Annotated in this window: 15 protein-coding genes; 11 read left to right on the top strand and 4 right to left on the bottom strand. The window is 61.6% G+C overall.

The genetic code is table 11. The annotated features are described in order from the left end of the window. Positions 1–33: 33 nt before the first annotated feature. Entirely contained in the window at positions 34–264 is a 231-nt protein-coding gene (locus A5781_RS02355) for an MbtH family protein (RefSeq protein WP_066950804.1), read from the bottom strand. A gap of 1,020 nt (positions 265–1,284) precedes the next feature. Here A5781_RS02355 and A5781_RS02360 point away from each other — a divergent pair. From A5781_RS02360 to A5781_RS02400, 9 genes are all read left to right on the top strand, one after another. Next, on the top strand, positions 1,285–1,704 hold the full coding sequence (locus A5781_RS02360) for an MmpS family protein (RefSeq protein WP_067200685.1): 420 nt from the start codon (positions 1,285–1,287) through the stop codon (positions 1,702–1,704). Next, positions 1,701–4,592, top strand: a complete 2,892-nt coding sequence (locus tag A5781_RS02365) for an RND family transporter (RefSeq protein ID WP_067200589.1) — start codon at positions 1,701–1,703, stop codon at positions 4,590–4,592. The genes A5781_RS02360 and A5781_RS02365 overlap by 4 nt, the downstream gene beginning before the upstream one ends. 68 nt (positions 4,593–4,660) lie before the next feature. Further along, the gene (locus tag A5781_RS02370) at positions 4,661–7,576 is read left to right on the top strand and encodes an RND family transporter (RefSeq protein WP_067200592.1); all 2,916 of its coding nucleotides are present in this window, start codon (positions 4,661–4,663) and stop codon (positions 7,574–7,576) included. A 59-nt stretch (positions 7,577–7,635) separates the two neighbouring features. Beyond that, the gene (locus A5781_RS02375) at positions 7,636–8,910 is read left to right on the top strand and encodes a glycosyltransferase (protein WP_067200596.1); all 1,275 of its coding nucleotides are present in this window, start codon (positions 7,636–7,638) and stop codon (positions 8,908–8,910) included. A 258-nt stretch (positions 8,911–9,168) separates the two neighbouring features. Then, entirely contained in the window at positions 9,169–10,392 is a 1,224-nt protein-coding gene (locus A5781_RS02380) for a class I SAM-dependent methyltransferase (RefSeq protein ID WP_067200599.1), read from the top strand. Positions 10,393–10,548: 156 nt separating this feature from the next. Then, entirely contained in the window at positions 10,549–11,652 is a 1,104-nt protein-coding gene (locus tag A5781_RS02385) for an NAD(P)-dependent oxidoreductase (RefSeq protein ID WP_067200603.1), read from the top strand. A gap of 356 nt (positions 11,653–12,008) precedes the next feature. Next, positions 12,009–12,842 carry a TylF/MycF/NovP-related O-methyltransferase gene (locus tag A5781_RS02390; RefSeq protein WP_197503657.1) on the top strand — a complete coding sequence of 278 codons (834 nt, stop codon included), beginning with the start codon at positions 12,009–12,011 and terminating at the stop codon, positions 12,840–12,842. Positions 12,843–12,985: 143 nt separating this feature from the next. After that, on the top strand, positions 12,986–14,254 hold the full coding sequence (locus tag A5781_RS02395; RefSeq protein ID WP_067200610.1) for a glycosyltransferase: 1,269 nt from the start codon (positions 12,986–12,988) through the stop codon (positions 14,252–14,254). Positions 14,255–14,414: 160 nt separating this feature from the next. Continuing rightward, the gene (locus A5781_RS02400) at positions 14,415–15,317 is read left to right on the top strand and encodes a class I SAM-dependent methyltransferase (protein ID WP_082939187.1); all 903 of its coding nucleotides are present in this window, start codon (positions 14,415–14,417) and stop codon (positions 15,315–15,317) included. A gap of 213 nt (positions 15,318–15,530) precedes the next feature. Here A5781_RS02400 and A5781_RS02405 read toward each other — a convergent pair whose 3' ends face one another. Then, positions 15,531–16,613, bottom strand: coding sequence for an acyltransferase (locus tag A5781_RS02405; RefSeq protein WP_067200617.1), 1,083 nt, complete (start codon positions 16,611–16,613; stop codon positions 15,531–15,533). Positions 16,614–16,848: 235 nt separating this feature from the next. Here A5781_RS02405 and A5781_RS02410 point away from each other — a divergent pair, with 235 nt between their 5' ends. Continuing rightward, positions 16,849–18,489, top strand: a complete 1,641-nt coding sequence (locus tag A5781_RS02410) for a GMC oxidoreductase (protein ID WP_067200620.1) — start codon at positions 16,849–16,851, stop codon at positions 18,487–18,489. A 45-nt stretch (positions 18,490–18,534) separates the two neighbouring features. Here the strand turns inward: A5781_RS02410 and A5781_RS02415 are convergent, their stop codons facing one another. Both A5781_RS02415 and A5781_RS02420 read right to left on the bottom strand, forming a co-directional pair. After that, positions 18,535–19,545 carry a Gfo/Idh/MocA family protein gene (locus A5781_RS02415; RefSeq protein ID WP_369817668.1) on the bottom strand — a complete coding sequence of 337 codons (1,011 nt, stop codon included), beginning with the start codon at positions 19,543–19,545 and terminating at the stop codon, positions 18,535–18,537. A gap of 59 nt (positions 19,546–19,604) precedes the next feature. Then, positions 19,605–20,312 carry a class I SAM-dependent methyltransferase gene (locus A5781_RS02420; RefSeq protein WP_082939188.1) on the bottom strand — a complete coding sequence of 236 codons (708 nt, stop codon included), beginning with the start codon at positions 20,310–20,312 and terminating at the stop codon, positions 19,605–19,607. A gap of 380 nt (positions 20,313–20,692) precedes the next feature. Between A5781_RS02420 and A5781_RS02425 the strand changes: the two genes are divergently transcribed. Further along, complete coding sequence (locus tag A5781_RS02425) at positions 20,693–21,976, top strand: glycosyltransferase (RefSeq protein ID WP_067200631.1); 1,284 nt, start codon at positions 20,693–20,695, stop codon at positions 21,974–21,976. The last annotated feature ends 27 nt before the right edge of the window (positions 21,977–22,003 follow it).

Here is a 22,003-nt window from a genome sequence, read left to right on the forward strand (position 1 = left end):
CCCAAAGCTCCACCCGCCCCATACCCCGACTCGTTACTGGTCAAAACCCCGACCCGTTGCGAGCTTGTCGCGCAGACTCTTTGGCCGAATGTCGGGCCAATTCTGTTCGATGTACTCCAAGCACGCAGCGCGGTCCGCCTCGCCGTACACCACTCGCCAGCCAGCTGGAACATCGGCGAAGGCCGGCCACAGGCTGTGCTGCTCTTCGTCGTTTACCAAGACGAAAAAACTGCCGTTGTCGTCGTCGAATGGGTTGATGCTCACGGTTCTCCAGGATGTCTAGTTGACATGAGTGGAACGGTTCCAAACCCTACTGGAGGCACCATCGTGCGTCCGAGGTTTGGACAAAGTTCCCGGTGTGACCTGTCAGGCTCTTAATGCAGCTTAAGAATTGGGCGGGTGCGGGCTGCGCAGCTGCCGCCGTTGGCTGCTGTGACCTGCAACAATTGCTCACCGGGGCGGTTCGCGATCGGGCGTGGTCGGCCTGCTAGGACGATGAAATTTTGGGTGGTTGTCGCCGCCCAGGGTACCGGCCCTGGAGCCGGCGCGAAAATCACCGAGACGCGAACCCGCGGCGGCGGCGATTCCAGCGCAGCAAACGGCGTAACGAGTGGCCGCTCTGGGACGCCCGCCCAGCCCAGTGCTGGGTCGACCGGCGCGCGACGGAAGTGCCGCCCCCGAACCCATTGACTCCGGCCGGTGATCGTCGTTAGCTGACTACGGCCGCTGATCCCTCGGCGGCCTCGGCCGCAGGGCGGACCGCGGGGTGGGCGGTCGCCGTTCCGGCCCGAGTGGGGCACTCGGTGCCAACCGGGCGAACCATCCGGGCTGGCGGGCTAGAAAATGCCGTTACGCATGCGGTTTGCATTACGATCCCGTATCTCAATGCCGAAGCGGCTGATACGGACACCATTGGCGTGGTTTACTCATGAAGACCTGGTCGCGCTCCCGGGGGGCGGGGCTCGTATGGGGTGCCGAAGCACGACTAGTCTGCGACGTACACCGCATTGGAGTGCCCTCACCTGGCGCGGCCCACGATGTAACAGCTTGATCGGGCCGGCGGAATAACAAGAGACGTGTAAACGGGTAGAAGGGGGTGCGGTGACCGAACCCGACCTGCGGGCCCGGCCCGGTTTCGCCAGCACGAAAGGCAGCGACATTAGCCAGCCGCCAAGTCGACGACGCCGTTTTTTGCCATTTGCTCGCCGAGCTTCGGCCGAGCCGGGGGGACAGCGCGCGCCGCGGGAATACCGCCGAAGTCAGGGAATCGGGATTTTCAGAGCGCTGAAGCACGTGTGGATCCCGCTGGTCATTTTGGCGGTCGTTGTCGCCGGCGGGATAACGGTGACGCGGTTGCACGGGATATTCGGTTCCGAGAAGCGGCCGTCTTATGCGGACACCAGACAACAAGACACCAAGCCTTTCAACCCCAAGCGTGTGCAGTACCAGATCTTCGGGCCGCCGGGGACGATGGCCGACATCAGCTATTTCGACGTCAACGGCGAGCCGCAGCACATCAACGGCATTCCACTGCCGTGGACGTACGACATCGCGACCACCCTGCCGTCCATCGTGGCAAATGTTGTGGCACAAGGGAATAGCGATACGCTCGGCTGCCGTATAGTGGTCGACGGTGTGGTCAAAGCCGAGAGGATCTCACACGAGTTGAACGCGTTCACCTACTGTGTCCTGACGGCCACATGAGCACCCAACCAGTGGTTGAAGAGCGCGCCAGGCAGCCATTCTTCGCACGGATGATCCATCGGTTGTCCGTGCCCATTATCTTGGGCTGGCTCGGCATTGCGGTCGTGATGACGATCGGCGTCCCGTCACTCGAGCAGGTCGAGGCGGAGCATGCAGTTTCGCTGAGTCCGATTGGTGCGCCGTCGTTCAAAGCGATGGAGCGTCTTGGCACGGACTTCAAGGAAACCAATACCGGCGCCTTGGCAATGATTTTGCTGGAGAGCCAGCAGCCCCTGAACGACGATACGCACGCTTATTACGACCGTTTGGTTCGTGACCTGCAGAACGATCACAAACATGTGCAGCACGTCCAGAATTTCTGGGGCGATCCCCTCACCCGGGGGGCCGCGCAGAGCCAGGACGGCAAGGCCGCCTACGTGCAGATCAACCTGAACGGCAGCGCGGGCGGCAGCTCGGGCGACGAATCAGTTGCCGCGGTCCGGAAAATCGTGCAGGCCGCGAACCCGCCCGCCGGTCTCAAGGTCTACGTCACGGGACCCGCGCCAATCGTCGCGGATATGAACGTCGCCGGCCAGAAGACCGTCCTGTTGGTGACGGCGGTGGCCCTTGCCGTCATCTTCGTCACGCTGCTCCTCGTCTACCGTTCCATCGTCACGGTGATTCTTTTGCTGTTGATTGTCGGGCTGGAATTGCAGGTGGCGCGGGGAATGGTCGCGCTCCTCGGCCATCTGGGGGTCGTCGGCCTGACGACCTTTGCCGTCAACCTCTTGGTAGCCGCGGTGATCGCGACGGGAACCGACTACGGAATCTTCTTCGTCGGTCGATATCAAGAGGCGCGCTACGCCGGCGAGAGTAAAGAGGCTGCTTTCTACACCACTTTCAACAGCGTCGCCAAAGTCGTGTTGGCTTCCGGTTTGACAATCGCCGGTGCGGTGCTCTGCCTCAGCTTCACCCGTCTGCCGTATTTCCAGCCGCTCGGCATTCCCTGTGCGGTGGGCATTTCCATCGCGGTCCTGGTGGCGCTCACACTAGGGCCCGCACTTCTCGCGGCCGGCGCCCGTTTCGGGCTGTTCGACCCCAAGCGGGCGATCACGGTTCACCGCTGGCGCCGGATCGGCACGGCCATCGTGCGGTGGCCGGCCCCCATTCTCATCGCAACGCTCGCGGTCGCTCTGATTGGACTTTTGACGTTGCCGAATTACCGGCCGAGCTACGACGACCAAAAGTTCATTCCAGCGAGCATTCCCGCCAACGTCGGGTATGCCGCAGCGGAGCGACATTTCCCCGGGTCGCGAATGATGATGCCTGAGATTTTGTTGGTCGAGACCGACCACGACCTGCGTAACCCGACGGACATGCTGGTGATCAATAAACTGGCCAAGGGCGTGCTCGCGGTTCCGGGTATCTCGACGGTACAGACGGTGACGCGACCCGAGGGAGTCCCGCTTCAGCACACCACTATCCCGTGGATCGTGAGCATGGGGCAGGCGAGTCAAATGCAGAATATGGCGTTCCAAAAAGATCGCATGAACGACATGCTCGTGCAGGCCGAAGAGATGGGCAAAATGATCGCCATCATGGAACACATGGTGGATCTGATGCAACAGCTCGTCGCCACCACGCATCACATGGTCGGGACGACGCACGAAATGCAGGACATTACCTCGGAGCTGCGTGATCATCTTTCGGATTTCGAGGACTTTTTCAGGCCGCTCCGCAGTTACTTCTACTGGGAAAGGCATTGCTACGACATTCCCGTCTGCTTCTCGCTGAGATCTGTCTTCGATAGTCTCGACGGTGTTGACGAGATCAACGACAAGCTTAAAGAGCTCGTACAAAACCTCGATGAGCTGGACATGATCCTGCCCCAGCTGGTCATGCAGATCCCGCCAATGATCGAAACCATGAAGAGCATGCGCAGCATGATGCTGACGATGCACAGCACCATGTCCGGCGTCATGGGCCAGATGGATTCAAACGCCAAGGATCCCAGCGCGATGGGACAGGCTTTCGACGCGTCCAAGAACGACGACTCCTTTTACCTACCGCCAGGCATCATCAACGGCTCGGAGTCCTTCAAGCGAGTCGAGAAGGTGTTCATGTCTCCGGACGGTAAGGACGTCCGGCTCCTCATTTCGCAACGGGGCGATCCGGCGACGCCCGAAGGCCTCTCCCGGGTCGAAGCGATCAAGACGGCGGCCGAGGAGTCACTCAAGGGCACTCCGCTGGAAAATTCGAAGATCTACCTGACAGGTACCGCGGCTATCACCAAGGATTTGGTGGACGGGTCGAAATTCGACCTCTTGATCGCCGGCGTATCCGCCCTCTGCCTCATTTTCATCATCATGCTGATCATGACGCGGAGTTTCATCGCCGCAATGGTGATCGTCGGTACGGTATTGCTTTCGTTGGGCGCGTCCTTCGGACTATCCGTGCTGATTTGGCAATACATGCTCGGCATCCAACTGCACTGGACTGTGCTTTCGACCTCGGTAATCGTCCTGCTGGCGGTGGGTTCTGACTACAACCTGCTGCTGGTCTCCCGGATGAAGGAGGAAATTGCCGCGGGTCTCAACACCGGCATCATCCGCGCAATGGCGGGCACCGGCAAAGTGGTGACGAATGCCGGCCTGGTGTTTGCGTTCACCATGGCGTCCATGGTCGTCAGCGACCTGCGCAGCATCGGCCAGGTTGGCACCACGATCGGCATCGGCTTGCTGTTCGACACGTTGATCGTGCGCGCGTTTATGACGCCGTCTGTCGCCGCCCTGCTGGGGCGCTGGTTCTGGTGGCCGCAGACCGTGCGTCCCCGCCCCGCCAGCACGATGCTGCGACCGACAGGGCCCCGGCCGCTGGTGCGTTCGTTGTTGTTGAATCAGCCGCGATAAGTGGCGGGAATCCACTTCGGCATGGGGACGACAAGCGTGGGGAGCATCGTGGCACAGGGGCAGGCCGCATGAGCGTCGGACAACGGCGGCCTCCCTTCTTCGCGCGGTCCGTCCGCAAGCTCGCGATGCTTGTCATCCTGGCGTGGGTGGCGCTGACGCTCCTGGTGAGTTTCGGCGTGCCGTGGCTGGAGACGGTCGGCCGAGAGCATTCCACACCGATGGCTCCCCAGGACGCGCCGGCGGTGCAGGCCATGCAGCGCATGGGAAGGGATTTCAAGGAATCCGACTCGGACAGCTTCGCGATGCTCGTGCTGGAGAGCCAACAGCCACTCGGCGACGACGCTCACACCTACTACGACCAACTCGTTAGCAAGTTGAAGGCCGACAAGAAGCATATCGAGCACGTGCAGGACCTTTGGTCTGATCGGCTAACGGCGGCCGGCGCGCAAAGCCCGGACAGCAAAGCCGTCTACGTCCAGCTGAACCTGGCCGGCAATCAGGGCACAACCCTGGGCCAGGACTCCATTGCCGCGGTCCGGCACATCATCGCCCAGACCCCGCCGCCCCCCGGCCTCACCGCCTATGTCACCGGTCCGGCAGCGCTTATTGCCGATATGCAGCACGCCGGCGATTCATCCATCCTGAAGATGACGCTGATAGGCGCCGTGATCATCTTCACGGTCCTGCTATTCGTCTACCGGTCGATAATCACCGTAATTTTGCTGTTGCTCACGGTCGGCATCGAAGTATTCGCGGCACGCGGGATCATCGCGTTCCTCGGCGACCACAGTCTCGTACAACTCTCCACGTTCGCCATCAATCTGCTGGTGGCGCTCGCAATGGCCGCCGGAACCGACTACGGAATCTTCTTCTTCGGCCGGTACCAAGAGGCCCGTCAAGCCGGTGAGGACCGCGGAACCGCCTACTACACCACCTACCGCGGGGTGGCTCCCGTCGTCCTGGGCTCCGGCTTGACGATCGCCGGAGCGATGCTGTGCCTGAGTTTCACCCGAATGCCCATTTTCCAGACCATCGGCGTGCCGTGCGCCGTGGGCCTGCTCGCTTCGGTCGCAATCGCCTTGACCCTGGTCCCGGCGGTCATTACCGTCGGGAGTGGCTTCGGGCTATTGGATCCCAGGCGCACGATCGGCTTCCAGCGCTGGCGCCGGGTCGGCACGGCGATCGTCCGCTGGCCCGCGCCCATCCTCGCCGCGACGATCGCCATCGCTCTCGTCGGTCTCGTGACATTGCCCGGCTATCAAACGAGCTACAACGACCGCGCCTACATCCCCAAAAACGTTCCAGCCAATGTGGGCTATGCGGCCGCCGATCGTCATTTCAGCCAATCCCGGATGATGCCGGAAATCCTGATGATCGAATCAGACCACGATATGCGGAATCCCGCTGACTTTCTCGTGCTGCACAGACTGGCCAAAGGGATCTTCCAGGTGAAAGGCATTTCCCGGGTTCAGGGCATAACCCGGCCGGAGGGAACGCCGATTCAACACACGTCGATACCGTTCCTGCTCAGCATGCAGCAAGCGACCATGTCGCAAGATATGAAATATATGCAGGCGCGAACAGATGACATGCTCAAGCAGGCCGACTTGATCGCTACGCAAATCGCGACAATGAAGCGCCTATACGAGTTGCAGAAGCGCATGACTGAGATCACCCATGACACTATTACGAAGACGAAGGAAATGACGGTCGTCATCTCTGAAATTCGGCAGCATTTGTCGGACTTCGAAGACTTCTACCGCCCGCTTCGAAGCTATTTCTACTGGGAAAGGCACTGCTACGACATCCCGATTTGCTGGTCGCTGAGGAACATATTCGAGACGTTCGACGGCGTCGACATTCTGGCCGATAAAATGCAGCAAGACCTCATTCCAGATCTCGAAAAGATGGACGTGCTCATGCCCCAGTTGCTTGAGCAATACCCGACGATGATCGCGATAGCAGAGGACATGCGATCGATGATCTTGACGATGCACAGCACCATGGCCGGCACCCTCGGACAGATGACCGGCAACGACAAAGACGCGGTCGCCATGGGAGAGGCGTTCGATGCCTCAAAGAACGACGACTCCTTCTATCTTCCCCCGGACATCTTCGAGAACGCGGACTTCAAACGCGCGATGAACAACTTCCTGTCCCCAGACGGGAAGGCGGCTCGCTTCATCATTTCGCACAGAGGCGATCCCGCGACGCCCGAGGGGGTCTCGCGGATCGACCAGATAAGGACGGCGGCAGAAGAAGCACTCAAGTCGACGCCGCTGGAAAACTCCAAAATCTACATCGCCGGCACGGCGTCGACCTTCAGGGACTTCAAGACAGGTTCCGAATACGACCTCTTCATTGCGGGAGTCGGCGCGCTCTGCCTCATTTTCATCATCATGCTCGTCATCACGCGCAGTTTCGTGGCGGCACTCGTCATTGTGGGCACTGTGGCGGTGTCGCTGGGCGCCTCGTTCGGAATGTCGGTGTTGATCTGGCAGTACCTTTTGGGCTTCAAATTGCACTGGATGGTGCTTCCGATGGCCGTGATCATCCTTCTGGCGGTCGGGTCTGACTACAACCTGCTGCTGGTTTCCCGAATGAAAGAGGAAATAGGGGCGGGTATCAAAACGGGCATCATTCGGGCGATGGGTGGTACCGGTAAAGTCGTGACCAACGCGGGCCTGGTGTTCGCTTTCACCATGGCCGCGATGGCGGCCAGCGACTTGCGCATCATCGGACAGGTCGGTACCACCATCGGCCTGGGCCTGATGTTCGACACCTTGATCGTGCGGTCATTTATGACGCCGTCGATTGCGGCGCTGCTCGGGCGTTGGTTCTGGTGGCCGCAGGTGGTTCGTCCCCGCCCGGCCAGCCAGATGCTGCGATCGGAGGCGCCCCGACCTGTGGTGCGGGTGTTGCTGTCGCGCAACATGCACGAAGACGACGCCCCAACGGCCGAGATCCCGAGGCCGGCCCGATAGGGCGATCCCTGTGCAGCGGCGCGTCGTAGGGCTCGTGGCCGATACGCTGAGGATTCATCATGAAATTTGCCCTGGCATGCTACGGAACTCGCGGTGACGTCGAGCCGTCAGCGGCCGTCGGCCGCGAGCTGCTCCGCAGGGGACACGAAGTCCGGATGGCCGTCCCACCCGACCTTGTCGGCTTCGTCGAGTCGGCCGGGCTGGCGGCCGTCTCCTACGGGCCAAAACTGCAAGACTTTTTGGACGAAGAGTTCTTGCGCAACATGTGGCGGGACTTCTTCCGAAGCGCCTGGACGATCCGCGGACCGCTGCGTGTGGTGCGTAGGGTCTGGGAACCGATCATCCAGTACTGGGGCGACGTCAGTGCGACTCTGATGTCACTGGCCGACGGGGCTGACCTACTGTCCACCGGCATCAATTTCGAACAGCCCGCCGCCAACGTCGCCGAATATTACGACATCCCGCTCGCCACGCTGCATCACTTTCCGATGCGGGCCAACGGTCAGCTGGTTCCGAGCGCGCCGCCGGCGGCGGTTCGATCCACGATGACGGCGACCGAGTGGCTGTTCTGGCGCTCGACAAAAAATGTCGAGAATGCGCAGCGCCGAAAGCTCGGCCTGCCAGAGGCAAAACATCGCTCGTCGCGACGGGTCGCCGAGCGTGGATCGCTCGAGATTCAGGCCTACGACCAAGTGTGCTTCCCCGGATTGGCAGCCGAATGGGCGAAATGGGGTAGCCGGCGCCCCTTCGTTGGTGCGCTGGCGATGGAGTTGACGACCGAGGCCGATGAGGAAATCGCGTCGTGGATTGCCGAAGGGACTTCGCCGGTCTGCTTCGGATTCGGCAGCATACCGGTGGAGTCACCGGCCGACACGGTCTCGATGATCAGCGCGGCATGTGCAGAGCTAGGTGAGCGGGCGCTGATTTGCTTCGGCGGGAACGACGTCAGCGACGTGCCGCATTACGACCACGTCAAAGTGGTAGGCGTCGTGAATTACGCTTCGGTCTTTCCCGCGTGCCGCGCGGTGGTCCACCACGGCGGCTCGGGCACCACGGCCGCGAGCCTTCGCGCCGGAGTGCCTACCTTGATCCTCTGGAGCTCGGCTGATCAACCCTATTGGGGGAATCAGGTCAAACGACTCAACGTCGGTGCCGCCCGGCGTTTCTCGGCCACCACCAAAGATTCGCTGGTCGCGGACCTGCGTCGGACGCTCTCCCCTGAATGCGCCGTTCGAGCCCGGGAACTCGCCCGGCGGATGACCGGACCCGGCGAAAGCGTCGCCAATGCAGCAGAGTTGTTGGAACATGCGGCGCAGCGGAAACGTATTGAGTGATCTCTACCTTCTCCTCCCGAACTAGCCGCGCTGGATGGGACAAGATCGCCACGCCAGTGCGCAATGCTGACCGGTCCAGGTAAGCCGGCGACTGCCGCGATCGCGCGGGGTGCCGAGAGGCCTTGTGACCCAGATCGCACATGGATGTCGTGACCGGTACAGTGGCGAATATGCTGGGCAAACTCAGACGGTCCTGACGACGTCGATTCGGGACTACGTCGTCACTGCTGGTACTGACATGCGCGATAGGGGTCAGGCTTGACTGAGCAAAGTTGCCGTATCTGCGATGGTGTTGTTCGTGAAGTGCTTGACCTTGGTCTGCAGCCCGTCTCGAATGCTTTTGTGAGGCCCGAGATGGCGGACGAGGTGCCGTTTTTTCGGCTTGCGGTTGGACTATGTACTTCCTGCACAATGGTGCAGCAGGTTAACGAGGTTCCACCACACCAAATGTTTCATGCGGAGTATCCATACCGCGCATCCGGTTCCTCACTGATCCGCAAACACGGCGAGGAGGTGGCCCGGCAGATCATTCAGACCTGTCCGGGCGGTCGGGACGGCTTCGTGGTTGAAATTGGCAGCAACGATGGCGTGATGCTGAAGACGCTGAGCCAGTCCGGGATTCGGCATTTAGGCGTGGATCCGGCTGCCGTGGCGGCCGACGTCGCACAGACCAACGGCGTCAATGTATGGAAGGATTTCTTCGACTCGTCGACGGCCACCAAGATCCGCGACGAGCACGGATCGGCGCAACTGATTTATTCGGCGAACGCGATCAGTCACATCTCTTACCTCGACGAGATATTCCTCGGGGTCGACATCTTGCTAGCCCCGGACGGATTGTTCGTATTCGAGGATCGCTATCTCGGCGACATCGTCGAGTGCGTCTACTTCGACCAAATCTATGACGAGCACATTTACCTGTTCTCGGTTCGCTCGGTGCGGGCGATGGCAGCTCGCTTCGGCTTCGAGCTGATAGATGTCGAACACCTCCCACTACATGGGGGTTCCATCCGCTACACGGTGGCCCGCCCGGGCAATTCGAAGCCGTCCGCCTCCGTCCTGGAATTCTTGGCGCGCGAAGAAGCCAAGGGGCTTGCCGAGGAGGCGAGCTTCCTCGAGTTCTCCGCCGCCGTCGAGCAAATCCGTACGGATCTCGTCACCCTCCTGCAGGATTTGCGTTCCGGCGGCCGACGCGTTGTCGGCTACGGGGCCACGTCGAGGAGCGCCACCGTGATGAACTATTGCGGTATTGGCCCCGACTTGCTTCCTATGGTGTGCGACTCGACGCCCGAGAAGCAGGGCCGTCTCACACCGGGCACGAAGATTCCGGTATGCCCGCCTGAGTACTTCTCCAATCCATACCCTGACTACGCGTTGCTGTTCGCCTGGAACCATGCCGAGGAGATCATGGCCAAGGAACGCCGGTTCCAGGAGAACGGTGGACGGTGGATCCTCTACGCACCGAAGGTCCATCTGGTGTGATGGCGATGGCCCGGGCCGAACAGCTGCTCGAAGGCTAACTGGGCTGGTCTTGCAGACCTCACCGATATGATCGACCCGGTTTCAGTCTCGGCAAGCAGTCCGCTCACCCAATTTCCTCTGCACTCGAATAGGAGGCGTCGGCTCTTGTCAGCGTCTGTGCTCATTACCGGTGGGGCAGGATTCATCGGCACCCTGCTTTCACGCCGTCTCGTCGAGGCCGGTTACGACGTCGCTGTAATGGATGTCCTGCTCCCCCAGGTGCACGGCGAGCGTCCCACCCTGAAGCTGGCGTCGGCGGTGCGATTTTTCACGGGCGACGTCACTCACGCGCCCGACTGGGATGCCGTGCTGCGATTGTTCCGCCCCTCGCAAGTCGTCCATCTGGCGGCTGAGACGGGAACGGCGCAGTCGCTGTCCCAGGCGACCCGCCATGGCTCGGTCAACGTTGTCGGCACCACTCAGCTTCTCGACGCCCTGAGTCGTGCGGACCTGGTGCCCGACCAACTCGTCTTGGCATCGTCGAGAGCCGTCTACGGCGAAGGCGCTTGGCAATCCGGCACCCACGTCTTCTACCCGCGGCCCCGGAGCCACGCCCAGCTGCTGGCCGGGATTTGGGATCCCGTGGGGCCTACGGGCGAACCCGCGGTGCCGCTTCCCCACCGCGCGGGTGAAACGGAACCCCGGCCAACCAACATCTACGGCGCCACGAAGCTTGCCCAGGAGCACCTGTTGGCCGCTTGGGCGGCCGCGCACGACACGAAGCTCAGCGTGCTCCGGCTCCAGAACGCCTACGGACCAGGCCAGTCGCTGACCAATCCGTACACCGGGGTAGTTCCGTTCTTCGCGCGGTTGTCGCGAGAGAAACTCCCATCGGAGGTATACGAAGACGGCCGGATCGTGCGAGATCTCGTCTATATCGACGATGTCGTCGACGCGCTGTTCGCGGCCGTGCAACAACCTCCAGCTGAATCACGTTGCCTGGACATCGGCTCGGGCGACGGCATAACCATCCATCAGCTGGCCCGGAAGATCGCCGCAATCTTCGATGCCCCCGAACCCGTCGTCGTGCCCAAATTCCGCGACGGTGATATTCGCGCCGCCAGCTGCGACATCGAGCCAGCGAGCAGCGAGCTCCAATGGCGTCCGAAGTGGTCGCTTGACGACGGGCTCCGGTCCCTGCTCGACTGGATTGACGAACAATCCGACGTGCCTTCGGCGGCAGGCGATCGTGCCACTTCGGGCGCCTCGTCGCCGCATTAAGGGCACCCCTCGCGGGGCTTATCTCTCACCTGCAGACACGGTTCCGCGCCTTCGCCTGGAGACGGCTATTCGAAGCCGTAGCCGACGGCAAACCAGCGCACCCGAGAGCTCCCGTGACCAGCCTGGCGCGAGGAGTGAGCTAATCTATGCACGCGCCTGACTCGTGGTTGAGCTATCGCGGACGGAACACGGCTACGGATGGGAATGCCTGCCAATGGCGCGAACCCACCGGTGTGACCAAGCGAACCCTGGCGACCCGGGTCAGAAAACTTAAAACGCGCATTGACGGCGTCGATGGGCGTCTAGGCTCACCACCGGGCACTTACTGGCATGCGAGACAGGGGGCGGTTTTGACCGTGACCGATAGCGACGTCCGATCTCTCTACCTCGATCAGATCCGGCGCGACCTCACCAGGTATGGCATGGACCAACTCGTGCCCGTGGGGTGGCCACTGCGGATGCGCGCCAGCGTGGGGTGGTTGACGTGGCTTCCCTTTCTCAAGAACCGCAGCTTGATGCTGGTGCGCAAACGCCCGTTCGACCAGAACGCACGCGACTTCGGCATGGATTGGCCGGCCGACGCCGAGACCATGATCGGAATGCGGCGGCTCACCAGTCTGCAGCATTGCGTCGAGACGGTACTGAATGAAGACATTCCCGGTGATCTGGTCGAATGTGGAGTATGGCGAGGCGGAGCGTCGATCCTGATGCGAGCCGTCCTGGCCGCCTACGGGGACAAGACGCGCCACGTCTGGCTCGCCGATTCGTTCGAGGGTGTGCCGCCCCCGGATACCGCGAACTACGAACAGGATAAGCTGCCGCGCTTTGCACTCGGGCTGCATCACGCTGCGCCGGTCCTGGCGGTGTCACAGGAGGAAGTGAAAGCGAATTTTGAACGCTACAACCTGCTGGACGATCAGGTCCGCTTTCTTCCGGGTTGGTTCAAGGACACGCTGCAGGATGCGCCGATTGACCAAATTGCAGTGCTGAGGCTTGATGGCGACCTCTACGAATCAACGATCCAAGCGCTCGACGCGCTCTACCCGCGGTTGTCGCCGGGCGGTTTCTGCATCATCGACGACTACAACCTTGCCGGATGTCGCCAGGCCGTCGCGGACTACCGTACTCAGCACGGGATCTCCTCGGAGATCGTGACGATCGACCAATGTGGTGTCTTCTGGCGTAAGTAGTGGACGTTAAGGCGCAGTCGCCGCGCTCGCCATCTGTGGGGGCGAAGTATGCCCATGCTGAAAGTGCTATCGGAGTACAGGTTTCTTCTGGACGCGCGCGCAACGCCAACATGGGCAGAGCTTCGAGACTTGGGGGCTAGACGATGAGGTTTGTGCTGGCGAGTTACGGAACTCGTGGCGATATCGAGCCTTCCCTGGTCGTCGGTCGTGAATTGGTGCGCAGAGGGCACGATGTCCTTATGGCTGTGCCGCCGGACTCGGTCGGTTTTGTTGAGGCGGCCGGGGTTTCGGCGACCGCCTACGGGCTGGACACGCGAACGTGGTTGGACGTTTATCGCAACTTCTGGACAGCTTTCTTCGGAGCCTTCTGGAAAATCGGACACCTTCGAAAGCTCTGGCACGAGATGTGGAGGCTCAGCGACGAGTCCTGGACCCAGATGAGCAAGACGCTGACATCGGTTGCGGATGGAGCTGACCTGCTGTTCGTCGGCCTCAGCTATCAGGAGGCCGCAGTTAGCGTCGCGGAATACCTGAACATTCCAATGGCCACGCTGCATCACGTTCCCGTCCGGGCCAACGGCGAGCTGCTGCCGATCCTGCCGTCGCCGCTGGCCCGTTGGGCAATGACGGCGTTCGACTGGCTGGGCTGGCTTTTGAATAGGAAAGTCGAGCAAGCTCAGCGCCGCGACCTGGGGTTACCGAAGGCGAAAGGCCCCGCGGCGCGACGGATGGCCGAAAGCGGCGCGCTGGAAATTCAGGCCTACGACGAGGCGTGCTTCCCCGGACTGGCCGCGGAGTGGGCCAAATGGGACGGCCAACGTCCGTTCGTCGGTGCGCTGACGATGGAGTTGACCACCGGCGCCGACGACGAAGTCGTGTCCTGGATTGCCGCGGGCGCTCCCCCCATCTGCTTTGGGTTCGGCAGCATGCCGGTGGAATCGCCGGCCGATGCGATTGACATGATCGGCTCCGCCTGCGCGCAGTTGGGCGAGCGTGCGTTGATCTGCGCCGGTTGGAGTGACTTCAGCGACGTCCCGCACGGCGACCACGTCAAGGTGGTCGGCGGCGTGAACTACGCCGCCGTCTTCCCGGCCTGTCGGGCGGTCGTCCATCACGGCGGTTCGGGCACCACGGCCGCAAGCCTGCGCGCCGGAGTCCCCACCCTGATCCTGTCGATGGACGTCAATCAGATGTTGTGGGGCGCCTGCGTCAAAAGGTTGAAAGTGGGCAGCTCCCGGCGTTTCTCGAGTACTACGCGCAACACCTTGGTTGCCGACCTGCGCCGAATCCTCGCCTCGGAATACGCGACCCGTGCCCGCGAGCTCGCCGCCCGGATGACCACACCCTCCGAAAGCGTCGCAAACGCCGCAGACGTCGTCGAGGCGTATGCCCGTTCGAGGCATCTCGCCTGAACTGGTGCGGTGCGGGCCCAAACCGCCGCGCTGCCGGGTAGCTGCCTGTTAGGATCCATCGACGCCGATCAACGATCTCGCCGAAACGGTACGATCGAATCGACAATTCGAGCTGCGAGACAAGACCGCACCGACCAATTGATCCACGACCAAGGAAAACATGACCAGCCTGACGACCAAACCGAAAGTTCGGTGGACGCCCCGAACCCTTACCATCCTATTTTTTTGGTGGCTCGGAGCGATGCGTCCTTCTGTGGTCCGGCATTACCTTACCGACGCTTTGCGCTATCGGCTGGTGAAGTCGGGGGTTCCGTCGCGCACGGCAAAGCACGTCGCTGAGGTGAGCGCGGAATTTGAGGCGAAAGCAGCCAAGGGACAATTTCAAGAGCGCTGGTTCGACATGAACATTGTGCCTTGGTGTGTCACCTTTCCGAAGGTCTTCGATCGTACGGACGCGGTGCGCATTCTCGAGATCGGGTCATGGGAAGGGCGTTCAAGCCTGTTCTTCCTGACCTACTTCACGCAAGGCCAGCTGACCGCGGTTGATACCTGGGCGGGCAGTGACGAATGGCATTACAACGCGACCCCAGACTTGCGGGACCTGGAAGCCAGGTTCGACAGCAACGTTTCCTCTGGTACGGGGCGGGTAACGAAGCGCAAAGGATCGTCGCTGACTGTTTTGCCACAATTGATCGCCGAACGGCAAGAGTATGACTTGATCTATGTCGATGGATCTCACTTCTCCGATGACGCGATCGTCGACGGGCTCAATGCATGGCGTTTGCTCAAGCAGGACGGCGTAATAATTTTCGACGACGTTATGTGGCCGGCTTACCCGCGAGCGCGGGCCAACACCGCATGGGCGATCCACCAATTCCTGAAATACCATGCAGGCGAATACAAAGTACTGCACGCCCAGTACCAAATTATCTTGCAGAAGAAGAGCGCATTTGTTGATGAGACCGCCGATTGGGTCAGCAAGCCACCCGCCCCAGCTGCAGTCTCAGATCCGTCGAATAACGGTCGTCAGCCCGAACAAACGCGTCAACAGGTGTCGGGTTAGACGCAGGGAGATTTATACCCCGCCAAGCCCACGCGGAGAACGCGCGGTATCCGGTCCATTCGATCCCCTGGTTGTTGTCGTCGGCAGCGGAGCCAGCCGTGGGTGACCGTCTGAGTCATTGGGCCACAGGTCATCGGAGTCGGCGCTAACCCGGAATCACGAGCGATTCAATTGCCCGGCTGAAGACGGCCGGCAGGAATGCAACCCAAACGCCTACCCGGAGGTCGCCTCTTGCTGGACGGTAACGGCCGGCGCCGGCAGATTTAGCCTCTTCTGGGCCAATCGAGACTTCAACGCCATCGCGCGCTTCTCGACCCCAAACCAGCTAAGAGCGGCCAAGGGCAGAGTGGCGCCGCCCGCAATGGCTGCGAAGACAAACGGATTCAAAAAGCTAAGCCCACAAATGACCAGCAACTGCTGCATCGGCCATCCGTAAATGTAGACGCCATACGAGAGATCTGTGCGCAATCTTAGGCGCGGGTTGTGGATCAGGGCGCCCGAAACGATGACCGCGTAAGCCAACGGAATGGCGCCGACAACCCGATAGTTCGGCATGAGCAAGGCGGAACCAATGGCGATAACCGCGCAGACCAGTACCAGCGACCATCGAGCGGGCAACACATCGCGGAACTGATGGATGAGCATTCCGGCTAGGAAGACAACGGCGAATCGTCCAATCATCTGCGCGATGGTTTGCATCCCGAAGACCGGGTAGGACACCACCGCGGCCAACCAGACCGCCAGTACGAAGGCGAGCGGGACGGCCCACCGGCGACGCAGCAGCCCGACAACGCCGGCAGCGGCGACTCCGATGTAGCAGAACAGCTCAAATATCAGAGTCCAGAGGGTGCCATCCCACACGTGCGGCCACGGGACGCCATCTGGTGTCCCTGCAATACTGGTGTGGTACACGTTCAGCACGGCATTGTTCAGGACGTATTCGGTTGGCGCAGCGGACATCAAAAAATTCTTGGGCGAACCGCCCTGGATTGCCACGCCGATCGGGGCGATGACGAACGCGACGACGATCAGGCAGACCCACAAGCCCGGAAAGATGCGTAGAGCGCGTGCGACGAAATACTCGCGAGGTCGCGGATTACGGTGCCAACTCGCCGTGATGAGGAACCCCGATAGGACAAAGAACCCGTCGACCGGTAATTCCCTAAGACTTCCCAGCTCAGGCGATGTGTGGCCGGTCAGAGGCCAGGAGTGTTGCAAGACGACCGCACTCGCCATCACCAACCGCCACAAATTCAGGGCGTTTCGTCGCGGATCGAATGCCTGACTCAGCTTCATGCGTCTCCACCTATCCCTGTTGCCCGTTCAGTGTTGCGCAGTTACCCGGGCATCACATGGAGGTTTGCAAAAGATCCGCGAGCAGGGTTGCGGCCATCACCGTAACACTCCGCTCGGTCCATGCATCGGTGGTTACCAATCTGCGGGTCGGCAAACTTCAGCTGCCCATCCTGGCAGATGATACTGTCGCCCAAACGGGGCAAAGATCAAGCAATCATTCGCTGAGGAACTGGATTTGGCTGACGGGGAGCTGACCGCGCGCGAGGCGGAAGGCGGCGTCTGGGACGTCATCGTCATCGGCACTGGCATGGGCGGCGGCCCCCTCGGCTACTCGCTGGCTCGCTCGGGGCGCAGGGTGCTGTTCGTCGAGAAGGGACGTTCGACTCTTCCGGGAGTACCAGGGACGATTCGCGCTTCGATGCCCGAAGTGGCCGAGCCGCTGGCGTGCCGTTCCGCTGAGACCTTCTATGACACGTTGGCCCGGTCCGGCCGCTCAACCGACGAGATTGAAGACATCAGCGGCCGCTCCCCACGGCGATTTGTGCCCTTCTTGGGCAGCGGGACGGGCGGGTCGTCATCCCTCTACGGCATGGTCTGCGAGCGGTTCTTCGCCCAGGATTTCACCCCCCGCCAGCACTTCCACGACCCGGGCGATTCCACCGTGCCGGAAGCCTGGCCGGTCACCTACGACGAGCTGCAACCCTGGTATGCCGCGGCCGAGAAGCTGCTGGGAGTTCGGGGCCAGCCGGACCCCCTGCGCCCCGAGGCCGCAGAGGCGGGTCTGCCTGCCGCACCGCCATTTTCGGCAGAAAATCAGCCGTTGGTTGACTACCTTGCAGCTCGCGGCCTGCATCCCTACCACTTGCCGATGGCCTGTGATTACACCGAAGAATGCTCTACCTGCCAAAGCTACCTCTGCAGCAAGTCCTGCAAAAATGACGCCGCCCGCAACTGCGTGCTGCCGGCCGTCGCCAATCACGGCGCCCACCTGCTTTCCGAATGTCGGGTCGTGCGCCTCGAAGCGGACCGCAGCAAGGTCAATCAAGTGATTTGCGAGAGTCCCTCCGGGACACTGGCGTTGAAGGCCAAGGTGGTGGTGCTGGCTGCCGGTGCGCTCGTGACGCCCGTGCTGTTGCTCAATTCCCGTTCGGCTGATTGGCCGCGCGGCTTGGCCAACGGCTCGGACTGGGTGGGCCGTAACTTGATGCGTCATCTTGTCGACATGGTCGAAATCTGGCCGCAGCCCGGCGTCAGGATGACGGGCGCGAACAAAGAGATCGGGCTCAACGATTTCTATTTTTGGGAGGGTCAAAAGTACGGCACCGTACAGTCATTCGGCTCGATGCCACCCCTTGAAATCATGACCAGCGCTCCCGGGTGGCGGGCGCGGGCACTGCGCCTGATGAACCCGGCTGTGCGTCGGGGTTATGAGCGGTTCTTCAACGGTGGACTGGTGCTTGCGGCGATCATGGAAGACCTGCCCTATCTGGACAACCGCGTCTTGCCATCCGATCAGCAAAATGCGGACAGTCGCCAGCGCTTGCGACTTCAGTATCATCTTCACCCGAACGAGATCGAGCGCCGCGCAGTGTTTTTGAGGCAGTTGAAGGAAGTGCTGGAGCCATTCCGCAAAATCACTCTGCGTGGCGCCGAGGACAACAAAGCCGTGGCCCACGTCTGCGGCACATGTCGCTTCGGTACCGATCCCGCGTCCAGCGTGCTGGACCCGCACAACAGGGCGCATGAGGTGGAGAACCTGTACGTGGTGGACAGCTCGTTCTTCCCTTCCAGCGCCGGCTTGAATCCGAGTCTTACAATCGCGGCCAACGCCTTACGGGTGGCAGCCCACGTCAACCAGGCGCATTTCGCCACCTGAAAACCGCGGGGCCACGCTGCGGCTCCGATTCGGTTGTCCCTTGGATTACTTGGCCGGCTGCCGAAGCGGAAGGCCAGCGGCGCGATAGATCGCGTCGATGACGGTCATGTTCTCGACAGCGGCTTCCGGCGTCGTCTTCACCGGCTGGCCCCTTAGCACAGCCGCGGCGAACGCATCGAGTTGATACGCGTACGACGGGCGGCGCGGGAAGCGCTCGGCTCGTTTGCCCTCGGATGATCGGACCGAGAGCCGATGGAAAGACTGGGGCATCACCGGGTTGAGCACCCGCAGCTCTCCGCGATCGCCAATCACCTTGGCGCTCAACTGCAGCAGATTGGCCGACCACATTGAGCAGCGCACCCGCCCGGTGTGGCCACCTTCGAACCGCAGTTCGGCCGTCATGGCCCTATCTACTTGGGGGTCACGCAGTTTGGCTTGTGCCGAAACGACTTCCGGCGTGGAACCGCCGAAGGTACGAACCATGTCGACGGCGTAACATCCGGCATCCATCGTCGCGCCACCGGCAAGGGAGTAGTTGTAGCGGATGTCGGAGAACTTCGGGAGGGGAAAGCACAGGGCCGCTTCCACCTGCTGCAGCTTGCCCAACTCCCCCGAGGCAATGATCTCCTCGACGCGCAGGCATAACGGGTGGTAGCGGTAATGGAATGCCTCTATCACCACCCGATCGGACTTCGCGGCTAATCCGGCGATCTCGCGGGCCTCGGCGGCATTGGCCGTGAACGGCTTTTCGCACAACACGTGCTTTCCCGCGGCAAGCGCAGCTCGGGTCCACTTGCCGTGCAACCCGTTTGGTAGCGGGTTGTAGACGGCGTCCACTTCTGGATCGTCGATGAGCGCCTCGTAGCTGCTGTGCACCCGGGCGATGCCATGGCTGTCCGCAAAAGCCTGGGCGCGCGACCCGTCCCGGGCAGCGACCGCGGCAACTTCGACCTCGGTGTTCTCCCGCGCCGGGTTGATGAGCGCCAACGGCGCGATGCGGGCTGCTCCCAGGATGCCGATCCGCACGGCGGCCCCACGTTCAGACACGGACCGGATGCTAGCACTGGCTCAGGCCAGCCGGGGCGACGAACCACTCCGAGGGATCGCGCCTTTGTTCAGGAGTTCGACGATATCCGGCGCTCTGAGGAAAGAAATTCGTCGAGGTACGCGGGTGGCTTCAGATTCAGCAACCGCTCACGGTCGGCGGCGAGATCCGCGTAGTCCAGCGCCTCGATCTGTTCCGGCGAGTAGGACAATCGTGATTCGGGAGTTCCCTTTCGCAAGATCCCAACGCCCCAGTCACAGTTCAACACGGCGATTCGCAGATCCTGACGGGTGCTTCGCAGGTAAACGATCGCCTTCCAGACGTCGCCACTCCAGTCGATCTCCCACCAGCGGTTCTGCCGGCGAAAGTCGGCGTACGAGTCCGCAGCGCAAGCGACGGATGCCCGCGTCGGGTTGCAGTCATGAAGGAAGATGACGCCGTCGTCGCGCAGATAACGCAGGGTGTTCTCGACGTCCTGCACCACCTGCCCATAGGTATGTAGGCCATCGATTAGGGCGACGTCGATGCGCCGTTGCTTGAGAAACGGCGCCTCGTTCGCGAAGAAAGCGTCGCTGGTTGTCTCGAAGTAGTGGGTGGCGGTCGCCTTGGCGTCGGCGCGCCGCCGAGTACGTTCCGACAGTTTGAACGCAGGGTCGACGGCAATCTTCTCCCGAGCGGTAATGCGACGAAACGCCGACCCACGCGAGACGCCAATCTCGAGGTAGACGGGGGCCGACCGTCCGTCGAGTGCCCGCTGCACGGCCTTGATCCGGTTCATACGACACCCCTCCCTAGACGCGTGCACCCAACATAGAGCACGCCTGCGCGCAAAAGCACCGTGTCATGTGCGTCTTGTCAAGAGCCTGCCCGTGCTGTGTCGACCTCAACCGTCAACGCCGGGCATGCCGTCACGTTTAACCCTCTCACCATCGGGCAGATTCATACCAGTAACGTATCCCAACCAGCACAGCTACAAGATCCAAACGGCTCGAGGGGTTCTGAGCATCGTCTCGCGATCCGCGATGCTTGACCGGGCCGCTTCCGAGGACCCACCCTGAAAAGAGCCACCCACACTGGTCAATAAGCTGCGCCCAAGACGCCCTGGATGTCATGATGGCGCAGACTTCGAGGACACAGAAGTGAAAAGGCGGGGACCCAATGAAGTTTGCCTTGGCGAGCTTTGGAACTCGCGGCGACATCGAACCCTCGGTCGCTGTCGGTCGCGAACTGCTGCGGAGGGGGCACGATGTGCGCATTGCCGTCCCGGCCAACCTGGTTAACTTCGTCGAGACGACTGGCCTCACGGCCGTCGCCTACGGGATCGATACGGTTGATGGGCTCCAGGAGGGGCTAGACGCCAACCGCGAATTCTGGACGTTGCTGTTCCACAACTTCTGGAAGGTCAACGACCTGCGCAATGCATGGCACGGACTATGGGATCCGGTCGCTGACATGTGGGCGCATATGAACAAGACGTTGGTGTCGCTGGCAGATGGCGCCGACCTGCTTCTGACCGGCCTCAATTTCGAGCAGGCCGCATTCAACGTCGCCGAGTACTACGACATTCCGTTCGCCACGCTGCACTTCTTCCCGATTCGGCCAAATGGGCAACTCATTGGGCCCCTGCCGGCGCCGTTGGTCAAGTTCGGGATGACGGCGATGGGCTTGTTGTCGTGGCATCTTCTGACGAAGAAGCTCGACGATCTGCAGCGTCGCGAATTGGGCCTGCCGAAGGCAAGAGGCACCTCGTGGCGACAGATTGCCAATCGCGGCTCGCTGGAAATCCAGGCCTACGACGAGGTCTGTTTCCCAGGGTTGGCGGCCGAGTGGACGAAATGGAATGGCCGCCGGCCCTTCGTGGGCCCACTGACGATGGAGCTGACTACGGACGCCGATGACGACGTCGCGTCTTGGATCGCCGCCGGAAAGCCGCCGATTTGCTTCGGCTTTGGCAGTTTCGCAGTCGAATCTCCTGCCGCCACTGTCGAAATGATCGCCGCCGCCTGCGCCGAGCTGGGGGAGCGGGCGTTGATTTGCTCGGGCTGGACCGACTTCAGCGATGTCCCCCATTTCGACCACGTCAAGGTTGTGGGCGCAGTCAACTACGCGGCAACCTTTCCGGCTTGCCGTGCGGTGGTGCATCACGGGGGTGCCGGCACTACAGCCGCAAGCCTCCGCGCCGGAGTGCCCACGCTGATTCTCTGGACAATGCCCGACCAGCCCATCTGGGGGGCCCAGTTCAAACGATTGAAGGTAGGGGCGTCTCGGCGATTTTCGACCACCACCCGCGAAACGTTGGTCAAGGACCTGCGGGAAATTCTCGCGCCGGATTACGCCGTCCGTGCACGCGAGCTCGCCGCGCGGGTGACCAAACCAACCGAAAGCGTTTCAATCACCGCCGATCTCCTCGAGAAATTCGCCCGCTCAAGGCGTGTCGACTGATCGGCGATTGCGGGTCGCCGGGACCGA

The organism is Mycobacterium sp. 852002-30065_SCH5024008 (genome assembly GCF_001665645.1).
In the GTDB taxonomy this organism is placed as follows: Bacteria; Actinomycetota; Actinomycetes; order Mycobacteriales; family Mycobacteriaceae; genus Mycobacterium; species Mycobacterium paraffinicum.